Source organism: Bartonella sp. CB10SXKL, assembly GCF_042195515.1.
In the GTDB taxonomy this organism is placed as follows: Bacteria; Pseudomonadota; Alphaproteobacteria; order Rhizobiales; family Rhizobiaceae; genus Bartonella.
The window spans coordinates 64,383-91,010 of sequence record NZ_JBHION010000006.1 but is presented as its reverse complement, the minus strand read 5'-3'; the positions used below and the strand labels follow the sequence as shown (position 1 = coordinate 91,010).

Annotated in this window: 21 protein-coding genes and 1 pseudogene; 13 read left to right on the top strand and 9 right to left on the bottom strand. The window is 37.5% G+C overall.

The features are described from left to right. Positions 1–29 precede the first annotated feature (29 nt). From guaA to ACFIK3_RS04725, 6 genes are all read left to right on the top strand, one after another. A complete protein-coding gene (guaA, locus tag ACFIK3_RS04750) occupies positions 30–1,586 on the top strand; it encodes a glutamine-hydrolyzing GMP synthase (protein WP_375676335.1) in 1,557 nt (518 codons plus the stop codon). Positions 1,587–1,662: 76 nt separating this feature from the next. Next, the gene (locus tag ACFIK3_RS04745; protein ID WP_375676326.1) at positions 1,663–2,385 is read left to right on the top strand and encodes a glycerophosphodiester phosphodiesterase; all 723 of its coding nucleotides are present in this window, start codon (positions 1,663–1,665) and stop codon (positions 2,383–2,385) included. 757 nt (positions 2,386–3,142) lie between these two features. Continuing rightward, complete coding sequence (ugpB, locus tag ACFIK3_RS04740; protein WP_375663560.1) at positions 3,143–4,477, top strand: sn-glycerol-3-phosphate ABC transporter substrate-binding protein UgpB; 1,335 nt, start codon at positions 3,143–3,145, stop codon at positions 4,475–4,477. 95 nt (positions 4,478–4,572) lie between these two features. Further along, positions 4,573–5,457 (top strand): sn-glycerol-3-phosphate ABC transporter permease UgpA, encoded by an 885-nt coding sequence (ugpA, locus tag ACFIK3_RS04735; RefSeq protein WP_375643385.1) that lies wholly within the window; start codon positions 4,573–4,575, stop codon positions 5,455–5,457. Between the two features lie 10 nt (positions 5,458–5,467). Beyond that, positions 5,468–6,319: a sn-glycerol-3-phosphate ABC transporter permease UgpE gene (ugpE, locus tag ACFIK3_RS04730; protein WP_375637593.1), complete on the top strand. Its 852-nt coding sequence runs from the start codon at positions 5,468–5,470 to the stop codon at positions 6,317–6,319. 2 nt (positions 6,320–6,321) lie between these two features. Next, positions 6,322–7,368, top strand: a complete 1,047-nt coding sequence (locus tag ACFIK3_RS04725) for a sn-glycerol-3-phosphate import ATP-binding protein UgpC (protein WP_375676325.1) — start codon at positions 6,322–6,324, stop codon at positions 7,366–7,368. 28 nt (positions 7,369–7,396) lie between these two features. On the opposite strand, the pseudogene ACFIK3_RS04720 reads toward ACFIK3_RS04725, so the two are convergent. The 4 genes and pseudogenes from ACFIK3_RS04720 to ACFIK3_RS04705 all read right to left on the bottom strand — a co-directional run bounded on the left by ACFIK3_RS04720 (position 7,397) and on the right by ACFIK3_RS04705 (position 11,794). Continuing rightward, a pseudogene (locus tag ACFIK3_RS04720) lies at positions 7,397–7,597 on the bottom strand (DNA-binding protein). Positions 7,598–9,240: 1,643 nt separating this feature from the next. Next, positions 9,241–10,158 carry a metal ABC transporter solute-binding protein, Zn/Mn family gene (locus ACFIK3_RS04715; protein WP_375631087.1) on the bottom strand — a complete coding sequence of 306 codons (918 nt, stop codon included), beginning with the start codon at positions 10,156–10,158 and terminating at the stop codon, positions 9,241–9,243. Between the two features lie 10 nt (positions 10,159–10,168). Further along, the gene (locus ACFIK3_RS04710) at positions 10,169–11,038 is read right to left on the bottom strand and encodes a metal ABC transporter permease (protein ID WP_375631086.1); all 870 of its coding nucleotides are present in this window, start codon (positions 11,036–11,038) and stop codon (positions 10,169–10,171) included. A 3-nt stretch (positions 11,039–11,041) separates the two neighbouring features. Further along, positions 11,042–11,794 carry an ABC transporter ATP-binding protein gene (locus ACFIK3_RS04705; RefSeq protein ID WP_273790609.1) on the bottom strand — a complete coding sequence of 251 codons (753 nt, stop codon included), beginning with the start codon at positions 11,792–11,794 and terminating at the stop codon, positions 11,042–11,044. Positions 11,795–12,476: 682 nt separating this feature from the next. Between ACFIK3_RS04705 and nrdH the strand changes: the two genes are divergently transcribed. Genes nrdH through nrdF form a run of 4 tightly spaced genes read left to right on the top strand, consistent with a single transcriptional unit; the run spans position 12,477 to position 16,217 of the window. Next, the gene (gene nrdH / locus ACFIK3_RS04700; protein ID WP_005774163.1) at positions 12,477–12,701 is read left to right on the top strand and encodes a glutaredoxin-like protein NrdH; all 225 of its coding nucleotides are present in this window, start codon (positions 12,477–12,479) and stop codon (positions 12,699–12,701) included. After that, positions 12,701–13,099: a class Ib ribonucleoside-diphosphate reductase assembly flavoprotein NrdI gene (nrdI, locus tag ACFIK3_RS04695; protein ID WP_273790607.1), complete on the top strand. Its 399-nt coding sequence runs from the start codon at positions 12,701–12,703 to the stop codon at positions 13,097–13,099. The genes nrdH and nrdI overlap by 1 nt, the downstream gene beginning before the upstream one ends. After that, the gene (gene nrdE / locus ACFIK3_RS04690; RefSeq protein WP_273790606.1) at positions 13,081–15,231 is read left to right on the top strand and encodes a class 1b ribonucleoside-diphosphate reductase subunit alpha; all 2,151 of its coding nucleotides are present in this window, start codon (positions 13,081–13,083) and stop codon (positions 15,229–15,231) included. Before nrdI ends, nrdE begins: the two co-directional genes overlap by 19 nt. An 11-nt stretch (positions 15,232–15,242) precedes the next feature. After that, complete coding sequence (gene nrdF / locus ACFIK3_RS04685) at positions 15,243–16,217, top strand: class 1b ribonucleoside-diphosphate reductase subunit beta (protein WP_273722534.1); 975 nt, start codon at positions 15,243–15,245, stop codon at positions 16,215–16,217. Here nrdF and prmC read toward each other — a convergent pair. The 4 genes from prmC to secA form a co-directional block, all read right to left on the bottom strand. After that, positions 16,214–17,080 (bottom strand): peptide chain release factor N(5)-glutamine methyltransferase, encoded by an 867-nt coding sequence (gene prmC, locus ACFIK3_RS04680; protein ID WP_273790605.1) that lies wholly within the window; start codon positions 17,078–17,080, stop codon positions 16,214–16,216. The two genes, nrdF and prmC, sit on opposite strands and share 4 nt — an antisense overlap. After that, on the bottom strand, positions 17,077–18,153 hold the full coding sequence (gene prfA / locus ACFIK3_RS04675) for a peptide chain release factor 1 (RefSeq protein WP_375631085.1): 1,077 nt from the start codon (positions 18,151–18,153) through the stop codon (positions 17,077–17,079). The genes prmC and prfA overlap by 4 nt, the downstream gene beginning before the upstream one ends. Before the next feature lie 223 nt (positions 18,154–18,376). Beyond that, a complete protein-coding gene (locus tag ACFIK3_RS04670) occupies positions 18,377–18,868 on the bottom strand; it encodes a Fur family transcriptional regulator (protein ID WP_273790603.1) in 492 nt (163 codons plus the stop codon). Then, the gene (secA, locus tag ACFIK3_RS04665) at positions 18,807–21,524 is read right to left on the bottom strand and encodes a preprotein translocase subunit SecA (protein ID WP_375676324.1); all 2,718 of its coding nucleotides are present in this window, start codon (positions 21,522–21,524) and stop codon (positions 18,807–18,809) included. Before secA ends, ACFIK3_RS04670 begins: the two co-directional genes overlap by 62 nt. Positions 21,525–21,959: 435 nt before the next feature. On the opposite strand from secA, the gene ACFIK3_RS04660 reads away from it, so the two are divergent. From ACFIK3_RS04660 to mutT, 3 genes are all read left to right on the top strand, one after another. Next, positions 21,960–22,913 (top strand): peptidylprolyl isomerase, encoded by a 954-nt coding sequence (locus ACFIK3_RS04660; RefSeq protein ID WP_273790601.1) that lies wholly within the window; start codon positions 21,960–21,962, stop codon positions 22,911–22,913. A 125-nt stretch (positions 22,914–23,038) separates the two neighbouring features. Further along, entirely contained in the window at positions 23,039–24,271 is a 1,233-nt protein-coding gene (gene argJ / locus ACFIK3_RS04655; protein WP_273790600.1) for a bifunctional glutamate N-acetyltransferase/amino-acid acetyltransferase ArgJ, read from the top strand. A gap of 125 nt (positions 24,272–24,396) precedes the next feature. Further along, entirely contained in the window at positions 24,397–24,810 is a 414-nt protein-coding gene (mutT, locus tag ACFIK3_RS04650) for an 8-oxo-dGTP diphosphatase MutT (RefSeq protein WP_273790599.1), read from the top strand. A gap of 877 nt (positions 24,811–25,687) precedes the next feature. Here the strand turns inward: mutT and ACFIK3_RS04645 are convergent. Further along, positions 25,688–26,575 carry an NlpC/P60 family protein gene (locus ACFIK3_RS04645; RefSeq protein WP_375676334.1) on the bottom strand — a complete coding sequence of 296 codons (888 nt, stop codon included), beginning with the start codon at positions 26,573–26,575 and terminating at the stop codon, positions 25,688–25,690. Positions 26,576–26,628: the final 53 nt, after the last annotated feature.

Sequence of the window (26,628 nt, the reverse complement as noted above, 5' to 3'; positions counted from 1 at the left end):
TTTCTTTTACAATTGTTGATTGGTTTTCTATGAGCATATCACATCCAGACACTGTTCTTATTATTGACTTTGGTTCACAAGTTACACAACTTATTGCACGACGGGTACGAGCAATGGGGGTATATTGTGAAATTGCTCCTTTTCAATTGGCTTTAGAAGTTGTGCGCCGCATAAATCCTAAAGCTATTATTTTATCAGGGAGTCCTTATTCCGTTATTGATGAGGGCTCTCCGCGTGCTCCAATGGAAATTTTTGAGGCGGGTATTCCGATTCTGGGTATTTGCTATGGTGAACAAGTCATGTGTGTTCAGCTTGGAGGAAAGGTTGAAGTTGGGCATGAGCGTGAATTTGGGCGTGCTTTTTTGGAAGTGCAAGAAGAGAGTGCCCTTTTTGATGGAGTGTGGAAAAAAGGTTCTCGTTATCAAGTATGGATGAGCCATGGTGACCGTGTGGCAGCTTTACCAGAAGGTTTTCGTGTCATAGGAACCTCAAAAGGAGCTCCCTATGCGGCTATTGCGGATGAAAAAAGACATTTTTATGCGGTACAGTTTCATCCTGAAGTTATCCATACACCGGATGGTACAAAACTTTTGCAAAATTTTGTTCATAAGATCTCTGCTATTACAGGCAATTGGTCAATGGCTTCTTATCGTGAGCAGGCAATTGCTACGATACGACAAAAAGTTGGAAAAAATCGTGTGATTTGTGGTCTTTCAGGGGGAGTGGATTCATCTGTTGTAGCGGTACTCCTTCATGAAGCTATAGGAGATCAACTGACATGTATTTTGGTAGACCATGGGCTGATGCGCAAGAATGAAGCTGAAGAAGTTCTCACGCTCTTTCGTGATCACTATAATATAGAGCTTATTCACGTTAATGCTGATGATGTGTTTCTTAATGCTTTAAAAGGTGAGACAGATCCAGAAAAAAAACGCAAAACAATTGGTCGCCTTTTTATTGAAGTTTTTGAAGAAGAAACGAAAAAAATAGGAGGTGCAGAGTTTTTAGCACAAGGAACACTTTATCCAGATGTTATTGAGAGTGTGTCTGCTATTGGTGAAACGGTAACCATTAAAAGCCATCATAATGTGGGTGGGCTACCAGAACAGATGAAGATGAAACTTGTAGAACCGTTACGTGAGCTCTTTAAGGATGAGGTTCGCTCGCTAGGACGAGAGTTAGGGCTACCGGAGCAGTTTATTGGTCGCCATCCTTTTCCAGGTCCCGGCCTTGCAATTCGGTGTCCAGGTGCTGTAACACGTGAAAAATTAGAAATTTTACGCGAAGCAGATGCTATTTATCTTGAGGAAATCCGTAAGGCCGGTCTTTATGATGAAATTTGGCAAGCTTTTGCTGTTCTTCTTCCAGTTCAAACTGTTGGTGTTATGGGGGATGATCGCACTTATGAATTTGTTTGTGCTCTTCGCGCTGTCACATCTGTAGATGGAATGACCGCTGATTTTTATCCCTATGATATGGCATTTTTAAGTAAGACAGCAGCACGTATTATTAACGAAGTTAGAGGGATTAATCGTGTTGTATATGATGTAACCTCAAAGCCTCCTGGTACTATTGAATGGGAATAATTGAAATGAAGAATAAGCTTTTATCTGACAATCTGTACGTCAATATCGTTTAAAATTGAGAAGTGTGGGATTTTGCATGTCTGAGAAAAAAATTGTTGCACACCGTGGAGGAGCTCATCTTTATCCTGAAAATACCCTTTCAGCATTTAATAATGCTATAGCGTTAGGTGTTGATGAAGTTGAATGCGACGTTCATTTGCTGAAAAGCGGTGAAGTGGTTGTCTTTCACGACTTCCGTTTAGACCAATTGGTTGGGAAAAAGGGGTATATTCACGACATTGATAATGAAACACGCAAACAACTCTGCGTGAAAGGAAGCCAAGAAGCACCTCCCTTATTAGAAGAAGTGCTTGATCTTTTAGCACCAACGAATGTTGCGTTGCATCTTGAAATCAAAACATGTGGTGAAGTGGAGCGTGAAACAATATTATCCCAAAAAGCGCTTGCACTAATAAAAAGCCGAAATTTATTAGAACGGGTTTCTGCAATTAGTTTTGATCCTTTTATCCTTCGTCCTTTTATTGAAGCAGGAATACCATCTGGTCCATGTGTTGATAATTTTGAAGGTGATATGTACCGTCATTTTTCTGAATGGAAGCAATTAGGTTATTCTGATCTAAGTTTAGATGGCTCTATTGTTTCACAGGACTTTATTGAAACAGCTCTTGAGGCTGGTTTTACTGTAGGGGTATGGACAATTAATGGAAAAGCTCGGTTATCACATTGGCTTGATATGCCTGTACATTATATTACGACAGATCAACCTGATCTCGCATTGCAATTGCGTGCACAAAGGTAAAAAACACATCAACACAAAAGGAACTATATATTTTCATAAAGCTAGCGTAATAAAAGAATAAAAATTATCTAATATATAACAATAATACATTGATTTATAATGATAATTAATGGTTTATTCATGTGAATAATAGACCTTAATACATAAGATTTTCTTATTTCAAATCTTTTTACAATGAATCAATTCAAATCATTCGTTTGCACATTACAAGCAGGGTTGGTGTGTGGATAAAAAATGATTGAGAAAAGAATGAAAATGTTCATTTAACGTATTTTAAATGCAAGATTTGTTGAAGCATTAGGGTCTCACATGATGATGTCGTTTTGCACTTTTATGAAGTGTAAAAGTGATGGTATACAAAAAGTCTTATATACTTTAGTGGAGAGGCTTTATGGCTTATATTATAGGAGCTATCACGAAATGTAGATGTATTGAAAGATTTTTTAACAGCATGGAAATTGGTCATACATTGTCATTTTGTTTTGCGTGAGGGGCGTGATCTTGTTACAGGGAAAGAGACTATTAAGCGCTCAAAATGATTTTTAATTTTAAGAAAAGTTTTATTTGTCTCTTCGTTAATACATAAGAATGCTTATAAAAGAAAATGAATAAATTTAAACAAATTCATTTGACCTTTTGGTGGTTCCTGTTTAAATGAGAGAATATGTTTCTGAAATAAAACTGTCATAGCATGTTCATGTGTAATACTATAAATTTAGGGGTAGTTTGTATTCCATCACTTCAGAAAGGGTGAACCATGAGTCGTTTTTATCTTTCCATAGCGGCCACGGTTGCTATCATAATGTCCACAGCGGGAATAACAGCAAGTTTTGCGCAGACAAAAATCAGCTTTTGGCATTCTATGAGTGGTGAATTAGGAAAGCAAACTGAAAGTCTCATTAACGATTTTAATGCAAGTCAATCTGAGTATAAAGTTGTTTCTTCATATCGCGGTGAATATGAAGAGGGGTTGATTTCACTTATTGCAGCATTTCGTGGAAAGAAACAGCCAGTACTTGCCCAAATTTATGACGTTGGTACTGGAACTATGATGGCTGCAAAAGGCGCAATCTACCCATTTTATCAACTTATGGCTGATACAAAACAAGAATTTGATCCTACAGATTATTTCCCTGCTATTAGTGGTTATTACTCCGATGAACAGGGGCGTATGGTTTCTATGCCATTCAATATTTCAACACCCATCCTTTATTATAACAAAGATATCTTTAAAAAAGCAGGGCTTGATCCAGAACAGCCTCCTAAAACGTGGCAAGATATAGAAAACTTTTCCAAAAAAATTCTTGAGACTAAAGCAGCAACTTGTGGTTTTACAATGGCTTATGCCGCTCAATGGATTGGTATAGAAAATTTTTCAGCGTTGCATAATGTTCCGTTTGGAACGAAGGAAAATGGCTTTAAAGGACTTGATTCAGAACTTACATTTAATGGACCTTTACAAGTGCGTATGTGGACTGACCTGAAAAAGTGGTCTGATCAAGGTATTTTCCGCTATGGTGGTCCAGCAGGTGCATTAGATTCAACACCAATGTTTATGGCACAAAATTGTGCAATTTTTATGCAATCTTCAGGATCACATGCTGGAATTGTTTCTGAAGCTCAGTTTAATGTGGGGGTTGGTATGCTACCGTACTATAAGGATACAGAAGGAGCACCACAAAATTCAGTTATTGGGGGAGCTTCTATTTGGGCGTTTAAGGGCCATACCCCAAAGGAATATGCAGGGGCAGCCGCTTTTCTTAAATTTCTTTCGAAAACAGAAAATCAAGCAAAATGGCATCAGGAGACAGGTTATCTCCCAACCACAAAAGCAACTTATGAATTGAGTAAAAAACAACATTTCTATGAAAAAACGCCAGGTGCGGATATAGCTATCAAACAGATTAATCTTAATCCACCAACAGTTAACTCAAAAGGGATAAGATTTGGTAATTTACCACAAATCCGTGCCATTCTTGATCAAGAGTTGGAAGCTGTTCTTAGTGGTTCAAAAACGCCGAAAGATGGTTTAGATGAGACCGTTGAACGTGGAAATAAACTCTTGCGTGAATTTGAAAGATCTAATCATTAATTTCGTTTTATTGTTAAACATTAAAGACTCAACAAAAACAGTTGAGTCCTTTTTGTTTACCTTTTTAAAGTCTCTACATTTAAAGAGCCCTACGAATGCAAGAAAAACATGCATATTTTAAAAATAATCTACTTTCTTACGGACTGCTTTTTCCTCAGCTTTTTGTGACTTTTTTGTTTTTCTTTTGGCCTGCTGCTCAAGCAATAAAATCATCTTTTGAGCGTGAAGACCCTTTTGGCTTTACAACAACCTTTATTGGTTTTGAGAATTATCTAACCGTTCTTTCTGATCCTACTTATCGGCAATCGCTTCTTACAACCGCAGTATTTTCCATCTCAGTTACTGTCGCTTCAATGACAATATCACTTCTCTTAGCTGTCTGTGTTGATCGTGTCATCCGTGCAAAAAAGGCTTATACAATGCTTTTGCTTTGGCCCTATGCTGTTGCTCCAGTATTGGCAGGTATATTATGGCTGTTTATCTTTCATCCCACTATCGGAATTATGCCTTTTCTTCTCGAGAAAATAGGAGTGCTATGGAATTATCGTATTAATGGCACTCAAGCAATGATTCTTATTGTCATTGCGGCTAGTTGGAAACAAATTTCTTACAATTTTCTCTTTTTTCTTACAGGTCTTCAGTCTGTTCCGCGTTCTCAAATAGAAGCAGCCGCCATTGATGGTGCTGGTCCTTTTAAACGATTTTGGACAGTGGTCTTCCCGCAAATTTCACCAACGACGTTTTTCCTTCTTATTGTCAATGTCAATTATGTTATGTTTGATACTTTTGGTATTATTGATAATACAACTTCTGGAGGTCCTGCGCGTGCAACGAGCATCCTCGTCTATAAAGTATATGACGATGGCTTTAGAAATCAAATAATCGGTGCATCAGCAGCACAATCAACAATATTGATGTTGATGGTTATTGTCTTAACGTTTATCCAGTTTCGCTGGATTGAGCGCCGTGTACAATATTAGGAAACAAATTATGGTTGAAAATCGCCCTGTTTTGAAATTTCTAACCCATATTACTCTCATTGTTGGTATTATCATTATTTGCTTTCCAGTTTATGTTGCTATCATTGCATCAACTCATAGTTCAGCAGCATTTAACTCAGGAACACTTCCTCTTTTGCCTGGGAAATACGCTCTGGAAAATTATAAAACAATCTTTGGTGATGGCCTTGCACGGCTAGGTTTGCCCAACCTCTGGCCACTCTTAATGAATTCATTCATTATGGCTCTTGGGATTAGTATTGGAAAAATTATTATTTCACTTTTGTCTGCTTATGCAATTATTTACATGCGCTTTCCCTTCCGAAAAACTGCTTTTGTTCTTATTTTTGTTACATTGATGCTCCCTGTCGAAGTTCGTATTCTTCCAACCTATGAGATTGTTGCAAAATTGGGGATGGTTAACACCTATAGTGGAATGATTATTCCACTTATTGCATCTGCAACCGCTACATTTTTATTTCGCCAGTTTTTTTTGACTGTTCCAGATGAACTCTTAGAGGCGGCACGTGTTGATGGTGCAGGTCCAGTTAAATTTTTTAAGGATATCCTTCTTCCTCTTAGTAAAAGCAATATCGCTGCTTTATTTATCATTATGTTCATTTATGGATGGATACAATATCTCTGGCCTCTTATCATCACAACGGATCAAAATCATCAAACGATCCTTATTATTTTAAAACAGCTTATTGTCGAATCACTTCAACATGATCCTCAATGGAATATACTCATGGCAGTATCGGTTGTTGCCATGGTTCCCCCTGTTCTTGTTGTTATCTTCATGCAGCGGCTTTTTATCAAAGGCCTTATTGAAACGGAGAAGTAATTGTGGCCATAATCCAGTTATCAAATATAAAAAAACAGTATGACAACGGCATTCTGGTCATTGATGATTTAAACTTAACTGTTGCCGATAAAGAACTTCTTGTTCTTGTCGGTCCTTCAGGGTGCGGAAAATCGACTTTATTACGTATTATAGCAGGACTTGAACAAGTTACCTCAGGTGAATTATGCATTGATAACGAATGTATCAATGATCGTGAACCAGCTGATCGTGATATCGCTATGGTTTTTCAAAATTATGCCCTTTATCCCCATATGACAGTTCGTGGAAATTTAGAATATGGTCTTAAAAATCGTAAAACCCCTAAAGAAGAAATTAAAAAACGTATCGCACATGCTGCAAAGCTTTTGGAGATAGAACCATTTCTTGATCGTAAACCACGACAATTATCAGGAGGACAACGTCAGCGTGTTGCAATGGGGCGTGTGATTGTACGTCAACCCCGTGTTTTTCTCTTTGATGAACCTCTTTCAAATCTTGATGCAAAATTACGGGCGCAAATGTGTATTGAAATAAAAACACTACAGCGTTCATTAGGAACAACGAGCCTCTATGTTACCCATGATCAACTAGAAGCTATGACATTAGCTGATAGAATAGTCGTTTTGAATAAAGGAGCTATCGAGCAAATTGGAACACCAATGGAAATTTACGATACTCCAGTAACAACATTTGTTGCTGATTTTATTGGTTCTCCTCCTATGAATTTTCTTGATCGCCATGTCTTAGAACAACATTTAGGGCATTCATTTACTTATGGCGAAGAAACTGATCTTTTAGCATTCAGACCTGAAATAATCTTATTGGGCGAACATCCAGATAAAGGACCAGTCTTTCACACAAAAATTGAGCTTATCAAGCCTATTGGAACGGGTTGCCATGTTTTAACGCGTTGGAATGATATCATCTTTACGATTGAAATAAAAGAACGCTTGACATACGAATATGGTCAAAAACTAAGTTTCACTGTCGCTCATCAGAATTTTCATACTTTTAATAAAAACACAGGAAAGCGCACAAATAATAAGTAAGCATTAATTGATGTGACACGACTCTCTTTTATGCTGCGTCATGATAATGTTGCTTTTTGACTTTCTCGATTACATTTACAAAATCAGGTTGTAACCGGCGGGATTAAAAACAAAATTTTAATAGTTTTGGTAATGATCCATTGTCCCATGGCGCTGAGAATGTCAAAACATTTATATGAAAAAATTTTGCGGTTTCACGGTCTGTAAGAAGAATATTATTTTCAAACATCATTTTCATTATAAAAAACAACATATTATCATATGTTTCTTGATGTAATAATTTATGTATCTTATAAAAAGTAAATGAGAGAAATAGAGAGAAAAAATGCGTCACAGATAAGGGAGGATGCACCCCATATCTTAGCTTTGATCCCTAACATAAGAAGTCTATTTGATCCACAAAATACGACGCTGTTCTAAATAGTCTGTACGAGAATAGGCGCATTCTATTTTACCGCTGACCATATGATCTAAAATGGTTTCAGAGCTCCTATAAGAAGCATTTGTTTTTTCTACCAATCACATAAATTAGAGAGAAACCTATGCGCGCATGCTACAAGTTTATTTTTTCTCATGTAAATCACTATGCAATTCTCAGCGAGGGTATCTGATAAGTTGCAAAAAAATTACTGAGAGATAGAAGGCGTGCTTGTTTTAGAATTTTCATTACTGTTAACGATAAAAGCAGATGAAACACATCTGTAACATCTCATCGATCTTTCTATATTCTTGAGTTAAAAATTGCCTATAGATCATCCTAAAACAGATCTTTATGAATATAACATAAGGGATTGGTGCGAACACCTATAAGAATCAGCAGAGACAAAGACAGTTATATTATTGTTTTGCAAAGCATTTTATAAAATCTGGTATATTTTTTCAATATATTGCCAGTCTATTAATGGTTTTATGATATTACTTTCTTATAAAGCGCGTGCTTTTTTGTTGCTTATAAATCAACCTAAACTTTATACAGCAGTATGTTTGAGACAAATATGAAGACGGTTCGGTGCTGTATTCAGTTTTTGTATGTCAGAGTGGAATAAGCTTGTCTTCTTATGTAATTTCTAAAATGAGGAGACAGCTTAATTTAGGGAGAATATGAAAGCATCAAGATAAAAAATAGTTTCTATCCTTAGCCTCATCTTTTAATTTAGTATTGCGATTTTCAAAAAAAAATCTGAGCCAATGTCTCTTACATAATGGAGATTACGCATTGCTGAGCACATTTTTTTATTACGTTCTTTGAATAGAGTTGCACCTCTCATACAAAACAGAATACCTAAACAGAAGGCTATTGGGTTGCCAATTCACGCACTTGTTTTAAAAAATATCTTGCAAGGTTGTTCCAACTATTTTTTCACGCAGTCTTTTATGAGTGGTATAACATAAAATCCACAGTGTATCGCCATCTTTATGCTTATAAAAGTGCAAGCTGGGGACATCATCATACTCTCTTTCAGTCTCCAACATTGCAACAATTATTGTGTTGAGACTCTTTAGAAGAGGCATTTTTTCTTCAAGTGGTTTTTATTCATACGCTAATCCCACTTGCATGTTATAAATGGAGTTGGATAGATAAAAATATTTTAAGAAAGAAACACCAAATGCTTCTTATGAATCGTTTCAAGTGTCGAGAGTTATTGTAAAAGAATCATTGAAAAGTAGAATGCTACTGCTAATGGTTTGGGTACCATGAGGTAATAAATCCACTTACTTTATCTATCTTAGAATCTATAGAATATAAATTTCTCTGTAAAAGTCACTTTATTTCATATCAATGTTATCAATTATAGATGTTGGGCATCATTAGTAATATAATCATAGACTTATGATTTTATGAACTCTTTTTTATCTCTTTTGTAGAAGATCTTAATGTTTTGTGATGGCATCAATGATGGTATTCACATTATGTTCCATCATATCGAGATAAGTTGCTGCTGGACCATTTTTGTTTGACAATGCATCAGAATAAAGTGTTCCACCAATTGTTAAACCTGTTTCTTTTGCAATCTGTTTTATGAGACGGGGATTAGAGATATTTTCAACGAATAGTGCAGCTGCTTTATTCGCTTTAATTTGTTTGATAAGTTTAGCAACATCGGCTGCGGATGCTTCAGCTTCTGTTGAAGCACTTTGAGGGGCAAGGATAGTAAAACCATATTCCTTGGCAAAATAGCCAAAGGCGTCATGAGATGTGATAATGATACGTTTATCTTTAGGAATGGTAGCAATTTTTGTTTTCAGGGTATCTTGTGCTATTTTAAGTTTTTGAATGTAGGTTTCGGCATTTTTTTTGTAGCTGGTGCAGGATTGTGGATCGATTTTACAAAAAGCAGCAGCGATATTCTTCACATAGATTTTGACATTGGGAATGGTTTGCCAAGCGTGTGGATCAATAACGCTGTGGTGGTGATGGGCATTATGTTCTTGATTTTTCATTTTGAGGGAAGGAATGTTAGCGCTAACTTCGACAAGAAGTGCTTTTGTACCACTTGCTGTAATGAGGCGATCAATAAATCCTTCTAAATGAAGCCCGTTGATGAAAATAATTTGAGCATTTCTAAGAGCTTGAGCATCATGGGGGGTAGGTTCATAAGTGTGGGTATTCGCATTGGGACCTACAAAAGTGGTCATAGAGATATGGTTGTCTCCTACATTTTTGACGAGATCTGCGAGAATAGAAAAGCTCGCAACAACTTTGATTTTATTGTGTGCAGAAGCAGAAAATGGAGAAAGGGCAAGCAATAAAGCTCCAAGAAGAGCAAATTTTTGAGCAAACTTAGGCACATTTTTTTCCTTAAAGTGAGGAGGTATAAAAGAGGTGGGGAAACCATGTTACAATAAAGCCACGTGGACTTATCAAACAGGAAACAAGATAAATAAATCCTGCGGCAATGATGATAGCAGGGCCGGAGGGAAGTGAAAGATGAAAAGAAAGCAGAAGACCACATACGCTAGAAATGATTCCAAAAAGAGTGGAAAGCGCGCAAATAGGGCCTAGCCGTGAAAACCAAAAACGGGCTGTAATGGCTGGAATCATCATAATGCCAACGGAGAGTAATGTTCCTAGTGATTGAAAGCCTCCAACCAGATTCAACACCACAAGTCCAAGCAATGAAATATGAATATATTTACTCAATGGAGAGAGTGATTTAAAAAAGAGGGGGTCAAAGCTTTCTAAAACGAGTGCACGCCAAAAAATACAAAGGCTGCATAGTGTAATCAGCATTATAGTAGCGATTAACCAAAGGGCTTGTGCATCAAGTGCAAGAACCGATCCGAATAAGAGATGAAGCAGCTCAATTGTTGAGTCTTTCAGTGAGATAATAATGACACCTGCCGCGAGTGCAATAAGATAAAAGACGGTCATGGATGCATCTTCTTTCTGAAAGCTGTTTCGTGAAATCAAAATGGTTGCTAAAGCAACAATAAGACCAGCGAAGATGCCACCAAGTGTCATAGATATGAGGGAAAAACCACAAATCAGAAAAGCAGTTGCAACACCAGGAAGAATGGCATGAGAGATAGCATCTCCTGTCAAGCTCATTCCACGGAGCATCAAAAACACACCAACAGGACAAGCGCTAATAGACAGGAAAATAGAACCGATAAGGGCGTTTTGCATAAATTGGAAATCAACAAAGGGGGCAAGAAAAAATGCATACACGTCTTATAACCTAAGAAAGAGAGGATCATTGATGGGAAGATTTTGTTTTTGTGCGCTAACAGGGAAAGAATTGGATGAGAGAGGTGGCATAACGTGATGAATGGTGTTGTTTAAAAACTGTGTTGTTTCTCCATAAAAGGCGTTTTGTTGATCAATTTGAATCATTTGGGGGAAAAATTCTTGCACGATGAGAGGGTTATGGAGTGCGGTGAGAATTGTGCGTCCTTGCTGTTGCCAGTATGTGATCAGTGCAAGAAGGTCTTTTTGGGTACTATGATCTACACCATTGAAAGGTTCATCAAGCAAAATAATATTGGCATCTTGCACAATGATACGCGCAAAAAGAGCGCGTTGTAATTGCCCGCCTGATAATGTTTCAAGTGAACGGGGTGCGAGTTCTGTAAGCCCAACCATTTTAAGCGCATTTTGAATCTTAGAATCATAAGGGCGCTGATTTTTCCATAATCCACAAAAAGACCACAGTCCTGTTTTTACAAGCGTTTTCACATCAATTGGAAATGTTTGATCTATATCACATTGCTGAGCAAGATAAGCAATGCGACTTTTTTTTTGTTTTATAATTTTTCCCTTAAGAGGTTTAATCAATCCGGCGATGGCTTTTAGCAGTGTCGATTTTCCAGCGCCATTATCACCTGTTATTGCGACCAATGAACCAGCTTTTAACTTTGCTGAAAAGTTCTTTATTGCTATTCTATTCCTATAGCCTAATGTTGTCTTATTGAAGAGCAGATCCATATTTTTTACCATCGTTGCTTATTATTTTGGAAACTATGTAATAATATAACGTTTGTCAACAAAATGTTATATTATTACATAGTTTTGAGTACTGAAAATTTTAGTGGGAAGATCGTGGAAAATTAAAAATAATAATTGAATTCACCTTGACGAAAGAGAGAGAGTATATACTATATATAGTATCAAAATGATTGGTGATTCTAAATAAGCACAAGAGAGGGTGTTAGTGTGTTTCGTTTGGTATCTAAGTTATTTCCATTATTGTAAAGAGTTTATTGACCAAGGGTATAGCAGTATTTTTGCTGAAGGATCTCTTTTGGAAGGATTCCCTTTCATTTTTGTAATTGATTTTTGCCGTAAAAGAGTAAAACAGAGCTCTTGGAAAACGGTAGTTTAGAACGTTAGTTTTTTAGACAGCAGGAGGGAATTGTAATGCAAGCAAAAGATTGTTTTATAACTAGGGGACTTTGCCATTTAAGTTGTAGAATAATCTCTTATTCTCATCATAGTCTTTGAAGTTATTTGATGAGGAATTCTGTTATATTCAGGAAGCTGTGTACTATTTGAAAAATAACCACATGCTTTGCGTACAATTTCTATTTTTTGTTATTCTTGAGTACCTATAAAATTATTAGATTGACCTTTGAGGGTTGATTGTTTGGAATTGTGAAAGTTGAAGAAAATGTCGATCACTATTTATAGTAAACCATCTTGTGTCCAATGTGATGCTACACGCCGCGCTTTTGATGCAAAAGGCATTCATTATCGTGTTGTTGATATTTCCTGTGATGAACAAGCATACAGTTTTGTTCAATCTCTGGGGTATCGTCAGGTTCCTGTCGTTGTTTGTGGTGAAAATCATTGGTCTGGTTTTAGACCAGATATGATTAGTGGTCTTTGTGCTTAATGGGGCTTATTGTTTATTATTCGAGTGCAACGGGTAATACACAGCATTTTGTCTCGCAGCTTGGTCAACGACTCTTCAAAATTGATAAAAGAAAGCCTTCTGCATTGGTTGGTGAACCTTATGTACTGGTTGTTCCTACATATGCAGATGGTGAAGGAAGAGGGGCAGTGCCGAAAGCCGTTGTCCAGTTTCTTAATGAAGCTGAGAACCGAAAATTAATTTGTGGTGTTATTGGCGGTGGGAATCGTAATTTTGGTCGCTATTATAATTTAGCAAGTAAAATTATTGCTGAAAAATGTTGTGTACCTTGCCTTTATCGTTTTGAGCTGCGTGGAACTGATGAAGACGTTATTTATGTAAAAAAGGGATTGGAAATATTTTGGAAACAATTGGTATAGGACAATCGCAGAAATCGGATCAGATTACTGATTATCATGCGCTGAATGCAATGCTTAATCTTTATGATGAAAATGGTCATATTCAATTTGATATGGATCGGCTTGCCGCACGGCAATATTTTCTTCAGCATGTTAATCAAAATACAGTTTTTTTTCATAACCTGAAGGAAAAAATAGATTACTTAATAGAAGAAGGTTATTATGAAAAAGCTTTATTTGAGCTTTATGATTTTTCTTTTATTAAAAAACTTTTTAAACGTGCTTATGCATTTAAGTTTCGTTTTCCTACCTTTTTAGGCGCATTTAAGTATTATACCAGCTATACACTGAAGACTTTTGATGGGAAACGTTATCTTGAACGTTATGAAGATCGCGTCTGTCTTGTAGCTTTATATTTGGCACAAGGGAATAAAGCTCTTGCTGAAAATTTTGTGGATGAAATTATTACAGGACGTTTTCAACCGGCAACACCGACATTTTTAAATGCTGGGAAAAAACAACGAGGTGAATTGGTTTCGTGTTTTTTGCTACGTGTTGAAGATAATATGGAATCGATAGGTCGTGCGGTTAATTCGGCTTTGCAGCTTTCAAAACGTGGTGGAGGTGTGGCGCTTTGTTTAACGAATTTGCGGGAAGCAGGGGCACCAATTAAGCAAATAGAAAATCAGTCCTCAGGTGTTTTACCGGTGATGAAACTCTTGGAAGATTCTTTTTCTTATGCCAATCAGCTTGGGGCACGACAGGGGGCTGGAGCTGTTTATTTGCATGCTCATCATTTAGATATTATGAAATTTTTGGATACAAAGCGTGAAAATGCTGATGAAAAAGTTAGAATTAAAACGCTTTCGCTTGGTGTCGTTATTCCTGATATTACTTTTGAGCTTGCACGGAATAATGAGGATATGTATCTCTTCTCATCGTATGATATCGAGCGTGTGACAGGTAAGCCTTTTAGCGATATTTCTTTAACGGAGCATTATCGTTCTTTTGTTGATAATGCAAAGATTCGTAAAAAGAAAATAAGTGCACGCGTTTTTTTCCAGACATTAGCGGAAATTCAATTTGAGTCCGGTTATCCCTATATTTTATTTGAGGATACTGCTAATCGATCGAATCCGATAGCTGGGCGCATAAGTATGAGCAATTTATGTTCAGAAATTTTGCAGGTGAGTGAGGCGAGTGAACTGGAGACAGATTTAACTTATCGCACGATTGGAAGTGATATATCCTGTAATCTTGGATCCATGAATATTGCCAAAGCAATGGAAAGTCCTGATTTTGGACAGACCGTGGAATCTGCTGTTCGTGCTCTTACTGCTGTTTCGGATATGAGCAATATTGCCTGTGTGCCTTCCATTGCGAAAGGCAATGCTGAAAGTCATGCGATTGGTTTGGGACAAATGAATTTGCATGGGTTTCTAGCGCGTGAGCAGATCTATTATGGGTCTCCAGAAGCGATTGATTTTACCAATATCTATTTTTATATTGTGACATATCATGCCATACGGGCTTCCAATTTAATTGCGCACGAACGTCAAGAAATGTTTGCAGGGTTTGAAAAATCAGCTTATGCAGATGGAAGTTTTTTCGAAAAATATATTGAAAAAGAATGGAAACCGCAATTTGCGCTTGTGCAAGAGCTTTTTGCACGGAATAATATTGTTATCCCAGATCAAAAGGATTGGCAGGAACTCAAAAAATTAGTTATTGAGTATGGGCTTTATAACCGCAATTTGCAGGCAGTTCCACCTACGGGATCTATTTCCTATATTAATCATGCCACTTCTTCTATTCATCCAATTGCTTCAAAAATTGAAATTCGCAAAGAGGGAAAAATTGGACGCGTTTATTATCCCGCTCCTTATATGGATAATACGAATTTGAATTTTTACCAAGATGCTTATGAGATTGGCCCTGAAAAAATTATAGATACCTATGCTGCTGCAACACAGCATGTTGATCAAGGTCTTTCATTAACATTATTTTTTCCTGATACAGCGACCACACGTGATATTAACCGCGCACAAATTTATGCTTGGAAAAAGGGTATCAAGAGTATTTACTATGTACGGTTACGGCAAGTAGCATTAAGTGGAACGGAAGTTGATGGCTGTGTTTCTTGCAGTTTATAGGAGATCATCATATGACAAAGATTACAACCAAAAATCCTGTTGTGTGCGCTGTTAATTGGAATAGATTACATGATGAGAAGGATCTTGAAGTATGGAATCGCTTAACTGGGAATTTTTGGTTACCTGAGAAGGTTCCACTTTCCAATGACATTCCCTCATGGTCAAGCTTAACGGATGAAGAACGTAAATTGACAATTCGTGTTTTTACAGGACTAACGCTTTTAGATACAATTCAAAACACTGTAGGAGCCATTTCGCTTCTGGCTGATGCGATAACAGAGCATGAGGAGGCAGTTTTGACGAATATTGCCTTCATGGAAGCGGTTCATGCACGTTCTTATTCCTCTATTTTTTCAACCCTTTGTTCGACGGTAGAAGTTGATGACGCGTTTAGATGGTCAGAAGAAAATATTCATTTGCAGAAAAAGGCTAGATTAGTACTTGAGCGTTATGAAGCAAATGATCCACTTAAGAAAAAAATTGCTTCGACTTTGCTGGAAAGCTTTTTATTTTATTCTGGTTTTTATTTGCCCATGTATTGGGCCAGTCGCGCTAAGTTGACCAATACAGCAGACCTCATTCGACTAATCATTCGTGATGAAGCAGTCCATGGTTATTATATAGGTTATAAATTCCAATTGGGCTTTGCAAAGCTTGATGAAGCCAAAAGACAAGAAATTAAAGATTTTGCTTTTAACCTGCTCTTTGATCTTTATAACATTGAGTGCAAATATACTGAAGATCTTTATGATGCGCTTGGATTGACAGAAGATGTTAAAATTTTTCTTCATTATAATGCAAACAAGGCTTTAATGAATTTAGGTTTTGAAGCTCTTTTCCCCCCTGAGGTTTGTCGTGTTAATCCCGCTATTTTGGCAGCTTTATCACCAAACTCTGACGAAAATCACGACTTTTTTTCAGGGGCAGGTTCTTCTTATGTCATCGGCAAGGCGGTTGCTACCACGGATGATGATTGGGAATTTTAATGTTTGCATGCAAATAGAAGTGCGCGGGGTATTCCACTTAGATCTTTGCGCACTTCTAAACATTGAAAACCATTTTTTTCGAACAAATTGCAGACTTCATTTTCTTGAGAGAAACCAATTTCAACAGCGATATAGCCGTTTTCTTTTAAGTAGTTGGCTGCTTCATGGGCGAGTTTTCGATAAAAATCAAGTCCATCTTCTCCTCCTATCAGAGCGCGCAATGGGTCATGTAAGCGCACTTCTTTTGCAAGTTTTTTGATATCTTTTGCGGGAATATAAGGTGGATTGGAAACAATAAAATCAAAGCGATCTGCGACAGAATCAAACCAGTCGCTAAGAAGAGGTGTGAAGCGGTGTGCTACTTCAGCATTTTTTGCATTTTTTTTTGCTGTTCTAAGGGCATCTTCAGAAATATCGACTGCCACCGCATAGGATTGGGGAATTTGTTTAAGGAGTGCAATAGCAATGGCGCCACTTCCTGTTCCCATATCAAGGAATGTTGTTTTTCTCGAATTTTCGACCTGTTTTTGGAGAAAAGGGAGAACAAGATCTATCAGCGTTTCTGTATCAGGGCGAGGTTCTAACGTCTCTTGAGACAATGTAAAAGATATACCATAAAATTCTCGTGCTCCTATAATACGGTAAACGGGTTCGCCTGCAATACGTCGTTGTAAAGCTTGTTCTATTTGTATAATATGCTCAGAAGATAGATGCATATCTGGTTTAGAAATTCTTTCAGCAGCATTTATTCCTGTTATCCATTCAACGAGTATTTTCGCATCGAGATCGGCTTCAGCAATTCCTTTCGTGCGCAATTTTTCTTGCATTTGTTGGATGACATTCTTGAAAGAATATTTGCTCAATTATTATCCATTTCCATCAGCAGTGTTGTTTGATGATCTGAGATGAGTGCATGAAGAAGCTCATCAAGATCTCCCTCTAGAATGCGATCAAGCTTATACAAGGTTAGATTAATACGGTGATCCGTGACACGTCCTTGTGGAAAATTATAGGTACGAATACGTTCTGAGCGATCACCAGAACCAACTTGGCTTTTACGAGAAGCTGAACGTTCACTTTCCGCTTTTTGTCGTTCGATATCGAATAAGCGTGCCCGTAAAATTTGAAGGGCTCTTGCTCGGTTTTGATGTTGTGATTTTTCTGCTTGTACGACCATAATTCCTGTTGGAATATGCGTGATACGAACAGCTGAATCCGTTGTATTAACATGCTGTCCTCCTGCTCCGGATGCACGCATTGTGTCGATACGAATATCTTCAGGACGAATATCAATATCAATATCTTCAGCTTCTGGAAGCACAGCAACGGTAGCAGCAGATGTATGGATACGTCCACCTGTTTCTGTTTCAGGGATGCGTTGCACACGATGAACCCCTGATTCATATTTCAATTTAGAAAAGACACCTTTTCCTGAAATGGTAGCAATAATCTCTTTATATCCGCCAACTTCCCCCTCACTAAGTGAAATAACTTCTACTTTCCAATGGTGAGCATGGGCATAACGTTCATACATGCGGAAAAGATCACCGGAAAAAAGTGCTGCTTCTGATCCACCCGTTCCTGCACGAATTTCAACAATAGCGTTTTTTTCATCAGCAACATCTTTAGGCAAAAGCAGAATCTGGAGTTCTTTTTCAAATTGCTCTACTTTTTTATATAACGATGGTAGCTCTTCTTGGGCAAGATTACGCATCTCTATATCTGTTTGTTTATCGTTGATAATCGTTTCTAATTCTGTAATCTCTTCGTAAAGAGCATTTAATGCGCGTATAGAGGCAATAACGGGTTGTAGTTCTGCATATTCAGAAGCTAATTTAACATATGTTTCAGCATTTGGATTCGTCGTCATTTGGCTTTCAATTATTTCAAAGCGCTTTTCAAGCTGTCTCATACGATCTTGTGGCAAGGAAACCATGATAATATTGGCCTAATTTTTTATAATACAATTTTTTATAATATTTTGTTGCAATGATTTTTTGTTATAATATTGGCAATGAATTACCGTATAGCATCATACAAAGAGGGGTAATAAAGCAATTCTTTTTTTTTGCCAATGAAAACTATTATATTTTAAAGGTAAATTTTTATAAAATTTGATTTGCCTGAGGTCTTTTATCTAATGATATATGATCACTTTTTTAAGAGTTTTTTTTTCCGTAAAGTTCAAGGCGGTGATGAATAATATCATAGCCAAGAGATTTTGCAATTTCCTCTTGTAGCTTTTCAATAACATCAGAATGAAACTCGATGACTTGTCCTGTTTCTATATCAATGAGATGATCATGATGTTGCCCATCTGCTTGCTCAAAACGAGATGGACCACCACTAAAGCTATGGCGATGAATTGTTCCATTTCCTTCTAATATTTTCATGGTTCGATAAACAGTTGAGAGTGAAATATTCGAATCTATTTTGTTTGCACGCTGAAAAATTTCAAATGCATTGGGATGATCATTTGTATCAGTCAAAATATCAAGAATAACTCGTCGTTGACGTGTTACTCTTAAACCAGCGGTGCGCAATTCTTGCTCATAATTTCGCTTTTTATTCATTTGCATAATTTGCTTTTCAAATAAAGGCTCCATGACAGTGTTTGTATTTTTTCTCTGAACCGCAAGGACAACGCTCATTACGTCCAACTTTTCCCCATGTGGTTATATCGTTAGGGTCACGATCTTGTGGATTAACAAATCTATTTTCTTGTGATCGTGCCGATAAGGTGGGAGCATTTTCTTGACTTTGATCATTAAAGACAGAAGAAGCAGCATCAGTTTGCTCAGGTATGGTCGGTTCTGTGGGGTGTTGAATGATTTCAAAGCGCATAAGCTTAGAAGTGACAATTCGGCGCAAATTTCTCAACATACTTTGAAAGAGTTCAAATGATTCTGTCTTATATTCATTGAGCGGATCCCGCTGCGCATAACCACGAAAACCAACAACAGAACGCAAATGATCTAAACTCACCAGATGTTCACGCCATAACGTGTCAATAGTTTCGAGCAATACTGCTTTGTGAAAATAAGCCATAACTTCTGGAGAATATCGTTCAGTACGCTCATTTTCAAGTTTTGTAACAGCATCTGATACACGCTCTAGAATTTGCTCCTCGGCAATTCCATCTTCTTTTGCCCATTCTTCCACTGGAAGCTCAAGATTAAAGAGTTGTTGAAGCTCTTCTTCAAGAGTTTTTGCATTCCATTTTTCAGAATATGTCCCTGATGGAATATAAGCCTCTACGAGATCCTCTACGACTTCATTGCGCATTTCAAGGATCATTTCTGATAAATCATCTGCGTTCATGACCTCCATACGCTGTTCAAAAATAACCTTGCGTTGATCATTCATGACATCATCATATTTTAGCAGATTTTTACGAATTTCAAAGTTTCGTGCTTCGACCTTTTTTTGTGCTTTTTCAAGGGCTTTATTAATCCATGGATGGATAATAGCTTCATTTTCTTTCAATCCAAGTTTTTGCAGCATACCATCCATACGGTTAGAGCCAAAGATACGCATAAGATCATCTTGAAGAGAGAGAAAGAATTTTGAGCGACCAGGATCGCCTTGGCGACCAGAACGTCCACGAAGCTGGTTATCAATACGACGGCTTTCATGACGTTCAGTAGCGATAACGTAAAGCCCTCCAGCCGCTAAAGCTTTTTCTTTAAGCTTCTGAACATCTTTTTTTATTTCTTCAATTTTAGCTGTCCGCTCTGGACCTTCGGGGATATCCTGTAACTCTTGTCGGATGCGCATTTCAACATTACCACCAAGCTGTATATCCGTACCGCGTCCTGCCATGTTGGTTGCAATGGTGAGAGCTCTAGGAACGCCTGCTTGCGCAATGATATATGCTTCTTGTTCGTGATAGCGAGCATTTAAGACTCTAAAATCGGTAATGCCTTCTTTTCGCAAACGCTCTGCCAATTGTTCTGACTTTTCAATAGAGGTTGTTCCAACAAGAATAGGCTGTTCTTTTTCGTGCGCTTGACGGATATCACGCACAATTGCCCGATATTTCTCTTCTGCTGTTCGATAAATCTCATCATCTTCATCAATACGTTGTATTGGCAAATTTGTAGGGATTTCGACAACGTCAAGACCATAAATATTTCTGAATTCTTCGGCTTCTGTTGTTGCAGTTCCAGTCATGCCAGATAATTTCCTATACATACGGAAGTAATTTTGGAAAGTGATGGAAGCAAGTGTCTGGTTTTCTGGTTGAATAGCAACATGCTCTTTAGCTTCTAACGCTTGATGAAGTCCTTCAGAATAACGCCGCCCAGGCATCATTCGCCCTGTAAATTCGTCAATAATAACGATTTCATCATTGCGAACAATGTAATCTTTATCGCGAGCAAACAGTTTATGAGCTTTTAGAGCATTATTGACATGATGAACGATAGCGACATTTTCTATGTCATAAAGACTCTCACCTTTAAGATGCCCAGCTTGTTCGAGCATTTTTTCAATTTTTTCAGTACCAACTTCGGTAAATGTCGTTGTTTTTTGTTTTTCGTCTATTTCATAGTCTTCTGGAGTTAAGGCAGGAATAAATGTATCAATAAGGTTATAGAAGTCAGTACGATCTTCTAGAGGACCAGAAATAATAAGGGGGGTACGGGCTTCATCAATAAGAATCGAATCAACTTCATCGACAATTGCGTAATGATGTCCACGTTGGACCATTTGACTACGATCGAAGGCCATATTATCACGCAAATAATCAAAACCTAGTTCATTATTTGTGGCATAGGTGATGTCGCATGCATAGGCCTCTCGGCGGGCATCACTATCAAGATCATGAAGAATCACGCCTGTTGTAAGCCCTAGAAAACTAAAAATTTTTCCCATTGTTTCAGCATCACGACTGGCGAGATAATCGTTTACTGTCACAACATGAACGCCTTTACCTTCCAATGCATTGAGATAAATTGGTAGAGTTGCCATTAAGGTTTTACCTTCACCAGTACGCATTTCAGCTATGCCGCAATCGTGAAGGACCATTCCACCAATAAGTTGTACGTCAAAAGGACGCATGTCATAAACACGTTTTGCGGCTTCACGAACAGTCGCGAAAGCTTCTGGTAAGAGCAAATCAACACTTTCACCTTCACTAAGACGTTTACGAAAGGCATCTGTTTTTTGGCAAAGCTGCTCATCACTTAATTTTACGAATTGTTCTTCCAAAGCATTAATTTGTGCAACTTTTTGGCGGAGTGCTTTGAGATGTCGCTCATGAGCTGAACCAAAAAACTTACGGGCAAAAACACCTAAACTGACCATCTCTGGCCCTTTCTTTTAATTGTTGTCACTCTTGTTGGGAAATTCATATGCTCTCCCCATACTCTACATTTCCTTCAGGTTGTCTGATATCATTGGAGACATCATGAAATGCAGATGGTACCATTATACTTGCTGGTGTGCAATTTTTCACTCTAATTGTAAAGTAGAGATAAGAGGCTAAGCGCTTTATGTCAACTTTAAGTATGCTATTTAACTGATACAATACAAAGTAATTTAAGATACAATATGTCATTTTTCTCTATTATCATGTTTTTCATCTGCATTAGATAGGATTGGAGAAACTGAGATAAAAGGATGATTTTATACTTTTTTAAAATAAAATTACTAATTTATTTCTCTATGTTTAAAGATTAAAGTGTTATGGTAAAGAAAATTGGAATCTTGAACCTGCCTTCATTTTTAAGGAGTATATTTATGAAATTTAACTTTATCACGCTTTTTTTAGCATCAACTTTATTGGCAAGTACAAGTTTAGGGGTGAGTGCTCAAGAAGGTTTGAATTCATCGTCGAGTGATTTAAAGACTTTAGAGAAAGCTTCTGAAAAAGCCGTTTCTCCTTCTCATGTTATGGCGGTTATTGATGGGAAAAATATTACAGCAGGCCAATTGGATGATTTAGCGCTTGAAATAAATCCTAATTTAGCACGTTTTCCTGATGAACAACGCCGTATGATGGTTTTAAAAGCTTATTTAGATATGCAGGCACTCGCAAAAGCAGCAAGAAGCAAGGGTCTTGATAAGACAGAAGCTTACGATAAACGTATGGCAGTCATGCGTGACAATGTTCTTCAACAGCTTTATTTTAAACAGGAGATTGTTGATAAAATATCGGATACTGATTTGGAAGCTCTTTATAAGCAAGAAGTTGCTGCTTTACCTAAAGAGGATGAGGTTAAAGCGCGTCATATTTTGGTCAAAACGAGAAAAGAAGCAGAAGCTATCATTAAGCATTTAAATAAAGGCGAAAATTTTGAAGAGATTGCAAAGAAAAGTTCAACAGATGGTTCTGCTGCCGTTGGGGGTGATCTTGGTTATTTTAGCCATGGTCAAATGGTCAAGCCTTTTGAAGATGCCGCATTTGGTTTGAAAGTTGGCGAATACACAAAACAACCCGTTGAAAGTCCTTTTGGTTGGCATATTATTAAATTAGAAGATCGTCGTGTAAAACAACCGCCTGCATTTGATGATGTTAAAGAGATGTTGCGGACACAGCTAATAAAAAAGCGCTATCAAGAACTGATTGTTGATTTGCGTAGCAAGATAGATGTGAAATACCCTGATCCTAATGTTACCAAAATCATGGAATCGCTTCATCAAAATGGGACGCTACTTCCCGATGAGACATCAGATGAAGAAGATACGGAATAGCTAGGAAAAATAGATAGCCTCTTTAATAGATAATTTGCTAGGTTAGTTTTGTTCAAAAAGCCTAGCAGTTTTCTATGAGAGGTTATTGATCTGCAATCATTTCATTTTTTTATAGAAAGCATATTGTGGTTTTGAAAATCTCTCCTTTGTCGCCTCAAAAGATCCAAGAGCTTTCTCCATTATCTGGTGTACGGATAGCAACAGCTGAAGCTGGGATTAAATATAAAGATCGTACAGATCTTCTTTTCATCATATTCGATAAGCCAGTGAGTGTGGCCGGTGTTTTTACTCGTTCAAAATGTCCATCTGCCCCTGTAGAGCATTGTCGTGCATCGCTTCCTCATGGGGTTGCGAGGGGTGTTGTTGTGAATTCTGGAAATGCAAATGCTTTTACAGGAAGCAAAGGAAAGCACACAACCGATGCAATTATTTGTGCAGCAGCGAACGCTTTAAAGGTTAGAGAAGATGAAATTTTTATAGCTTCTACGGGTGTTATTGGTGAGCCAATGGATGCATCGGGTATTGTCAATCTTTTACCAAGTATGGCAGAGACAGCAGAAGAGGGCAATTGGTTGGAAGCTGCAAAAGCCATAATGACAACGGACACATTTCCAAAACTTGCGACGCGCACTTTTGACTGTGGGGGAGAGCGTGTTACCATTAATGGAATTGCAAAAGGTTCTGGTATGATTGCACCAGATATGGCGACAATGCTGTCATTTGTGGTTAGTGATGCGACTATTTCTTCGGATGCACTCCAATCCATGTTATCAGAGGCAGTTGAGGGTTCTTTCAATTCAATTACTGTTGATAGCGATACCTCAACTTCAGATACGCTTATGTTGTTTGCGACAGGAAAAGAACATTTTCCATGTCTTACAAGTAAATCTGATCCGCGTTATAGGGTTTTTGTGAAACAATTGAGTGCACTTCTGCATGAACTTGCACTACAAGTTGTTTGTGATGGTGAAGGTGCTCGTCATTTAATTGAGGTTAATGTGATGGGCGCTACAACAAACAATGCAGCTAAAACTATTGCTTTATCAATTGCAAATTCACCGCTCGTAAAAACGGCTATTGCCGGTGAAGATGCGAATTGGGGGCGGGTCGTTATGGCAGTTGGGAAGGCCGGTGTTGAAGTCGATCGTGATCTATTGACGATTTGGTTTGGTGAGCATCGTGTGGCCGTGAATGGCGTACGAGATCCTGAGTATTGTGAAGAGACAATAGGTGCTTATATGCAAGGTAAACACATCACAATTCGTGTTGATATCGGTTTGGGTAAGAGCACGGCGACGGTTTGGTCTTGCGATTTAACAAAAGAGTACGTTATGATCAATAGCGATTACAGAAGTTAATGGATGCACTTTATATTTAACAGCTTATTATTTTTCAGAGCAAATGGGGTATGTGAGCTCTTTTAGGAGAAGAGGGGATATGATAGGAAAGTCAGTTATTTTTATGTTCCCTATTGGGGAGTGATATGTGTATGAAAAGTTCTATTCTTCTTGTTGTTGCATGCGCATTGTTCGATCAGAATAATCGTGTTTTGCTTACACAGCGTCCTGAAGGAAAATCACTGGCTGGTTTATGGGAGTTTCCTGGTGGCAAGGTTGAGCAAGGTGAAACTCCGGAAGCATCGTTGATTCGTGAATTAGAGGAAGAGCTTGGTATTTATGTTCAACTAAATAATTTACACCCTTTAACATTTGCAAGTCATAACTATAAAACATTTCATCTCTTAATGCCATTGTATCTTTGTGACCATTATGAGGGTGTTGCGCAAGGACGAGAGGGGCAAAATTTAGAATGGGTTTTTATTAATGATCTTGATAAATACTCTATGCCTGATGCTGATAAACCATTGGTTCAGGTATTGAAAAATCATCTTCTTTAATGTGTTATAAGAAGAAAATATAATTCAATATATTGATTTAAAATGATAATTTATAATTTTTTATGTTGAATGGGGAAGTCCAGAGTCGTAAAAAACTTTCTCATTTCAAATCTGTTTTATGTTAAATTAATCAAAACCATTCTTTTGCACGTTCCAAGCGGGGAGGGGTATGTGGATAAAATTATTTAAGAAAGAAATAAAATACGTGCTGAAAGAACACTCTCCAATAGCCAAGGGTTATCGCAACATTGAGAATTGGCAAAGTGTATAACGATGTCTTTACACGATTCATAAGTATAAAGATAGTGGTAGACAATGTATGTTACACTTTTCACGTGTATCATTGTGAGATGGGTTGGGGTGCACTGAGAGGTATAAGGGGTATTTATTTCATGAGATATCGATAATAGGAAAAATTTCAAAAAATGTTGCTTTTGATTAAGAGGGGTACGTTCTTTACGTAATGTAGAATGGCATTGTGTTGCATATTCACGAGCTTTTTTAAAAGAGGCACCTCGCAATGCTCCAAAGCCCATTTCGCGACGGTGCCCGGAATGATATAACGTTAAAGCCCCTATGGAAATAATGTAAAATCTATTGAGCGCCACTATCTTTACGCTTATGAAGAAGTAAGCTGGTCCCAATATTACGATAGCTCTTGGCATTTGAGGGCATTCAGAAGGAATATTTTTCTTTTCATAATCATTTTTACTTATACATCAATTACGCTTGTGATGAACAGACAAGCGGCTTTGATTGATCCAACATAAAAACAGATTTGAAATAAAAAATTTTACGATATTTAGAATGCTTGACGCAGAGTGAATGATGGATAATTATCCTTATAAATCAATATATTGTATAATAAAACATTCAATTAATTTTTTATAGGAGGCATGCATGAAGTTTCTTGAATTGGACGGCGTTTTGCGATGGGATATTGATTTTTTTTAGCGATACGCGTAATTGCTTTTTCCAATGGCTCAATCATAACGTCCATAGAAAAACCATTTGCGTGAATAATATTTGCGTGATCGACCATAATAGCAACATGATCTTTCCAAAAAATTAAATCGCCTCGTTGAAGTTTATCAGTATCTGTAAGAGGACTGCCTATAGTTTCTTGCTGCATATCGGTATCACGTAAAACTATTTGATCGGTCATCATCATAGAGAGCTGAATGAGTCCTGAACAATCAATTCCAAAACCGCTGACACCACCCCAAAGATAAGGTGTACGGATAAAGGTTTCTGCAACTGTGACATAATCTTCATATACGCGTCCAATGGGGCTGAGATGGCTCGTAATGATTGCTGTTCCATTTTCAAGAATAGAATACATTGTGTCACGGACTTCAATTTCATCAACAACACTGACTTTGCTTCCCATAGATAAAGGGGACACTATTGGTCCACGTAAGTCAGCGTGTAAATATTTAAATGTACGTGGTACTGAAACCACATGCGTTTGTTTTATGGTTGATGTACAAAGAACTTTTGTATCAATATAACCAACATAACCATCTTTGAGTGATTGTCCCCACGACATTGTTTCCCCTTGTTCAAAAATGAGAAGTTCTTCTCCGAATAAGCATTCTGTTTGTCTTTCACTTTTTTTACTATTTTCTTTAAAAAGTCCAGCGACCGCTGTATTAACACGTCTTTTTTCACCTTGAACAAAGCGCTGAGCTGTAATTTCTGTTTCAAGACGTTGATCTGCTAGATCATCTCTGAATGCATGAAGTCTTGGGTCTTTAGAGATCATCTTTTTGCTTTCCATTTTGTTACTTCTTACCTTTAAACAAACTCATGAAAGCT

Excerpts from the sequence above, each read along its gene's own strand:
- guaA (WP_375676335.1), top strand. The coding sequence starts at position 30 with ATGAGCATATCACATCCAGACACTGTTCTTATTATTGACTTTGGTTCA.
- ACFIK3_RS04745 (WP_375676326.1), top strand. The coding sequence starts at position 1,663 with ATGTCTGAGAAAAAAATTGTTGCACACCGTGGAGGAGCTCATCTTTAT.
- ugpB (WP_375663560.1), top strand. The coding sequence starts at position 3,143 with ATGAGTCGTTTTTATCTTTCCATAGCGGCCACGGTTGCTATCATAATG.
- ugpA (WP_375643385.1), top strand. The coding sequence starts at position 4,573 with ATGCAAGAAAAACATGCATATTTTAAAAATAATCTACTTTCTTACGGA.
- ugpE (WP_375637593.1), top strand. The coding sequence starts at position 5,468 with ATGGTTGAAAATCGCCCTGTTTTGAAATTTCTAACCCATATTACTCTC.
- ACFIK3_RS04705 (WP_273790609.1), bottom strand. The coding sequence starts at position 11,794 with ATGGATCTGCTCTTCAATAAGACAACATTAGGCTATAGGAATAGAATA.
- nrdH (WP_005774163.1), top strand. The coding sequence starts at position 12,477 with ATGTCGATCACTATTTATAGTAAACCATCTTGTGTCCAATGTGATGCT.
- nrdI (WP_273790607.1), top strand. The coding sequence starts at position 12,701 with ATGGGGCTTATTGTTTATTATTCGAGTGCAACGGGTAATACACAGCAT.
- nrdF (WP_273722534.1), top strand. The coding sequence starts at position 15,243 with ATGACAAAGATTACAACCAAAAATCCTGTTGTGTGCGCTGTTAATTGG.
- prfA (WP_375631085.1), bottom strand. The coding sequence starts at position 18,153 with ATGGTTTCCTTGCCACAAGATCGTATGAGACAGCTTGAAAAGCGCTTT.
- ACFIK3_RS04670 (WP_273790603.1), bottom strand. The coding sequence starts at position 18,868 with ATGAGCGTTGTCCTTGCGGTTCAGAGAAAAAATACAAACACTGTCATG.
- secA (WP_375676324.1), bottom strand. The coding sequence starts at position 21,524 with ATGGTCAGTTTAGGTGTTTTTGCCCGTAAGTTTTTTGGTTCAGCTCAT.
- ACFIK3_RS04660 (WP_273790601.1), top strand. The coding sequence starts at position 21,960 with ATGAAATTTAACTTTATCACGCTTTTTTTAGCATCAACTTTATTGGCA.
- mutT (WP_273790599.1), top strand. The coding sequence starts at position 24,397 with ATGTGTATGAAAAGTTCTATTCTTCTTGTTGTTGCATGCGCATTGTTC.
- ACFIK3_RS04645 (WP_375676334.1), bottom strand. The coding sequence starts at position 26,575 with ATGATCTCTAAAGACCCAAGACTTCATGCATTCAGAGATGATCTAGCA.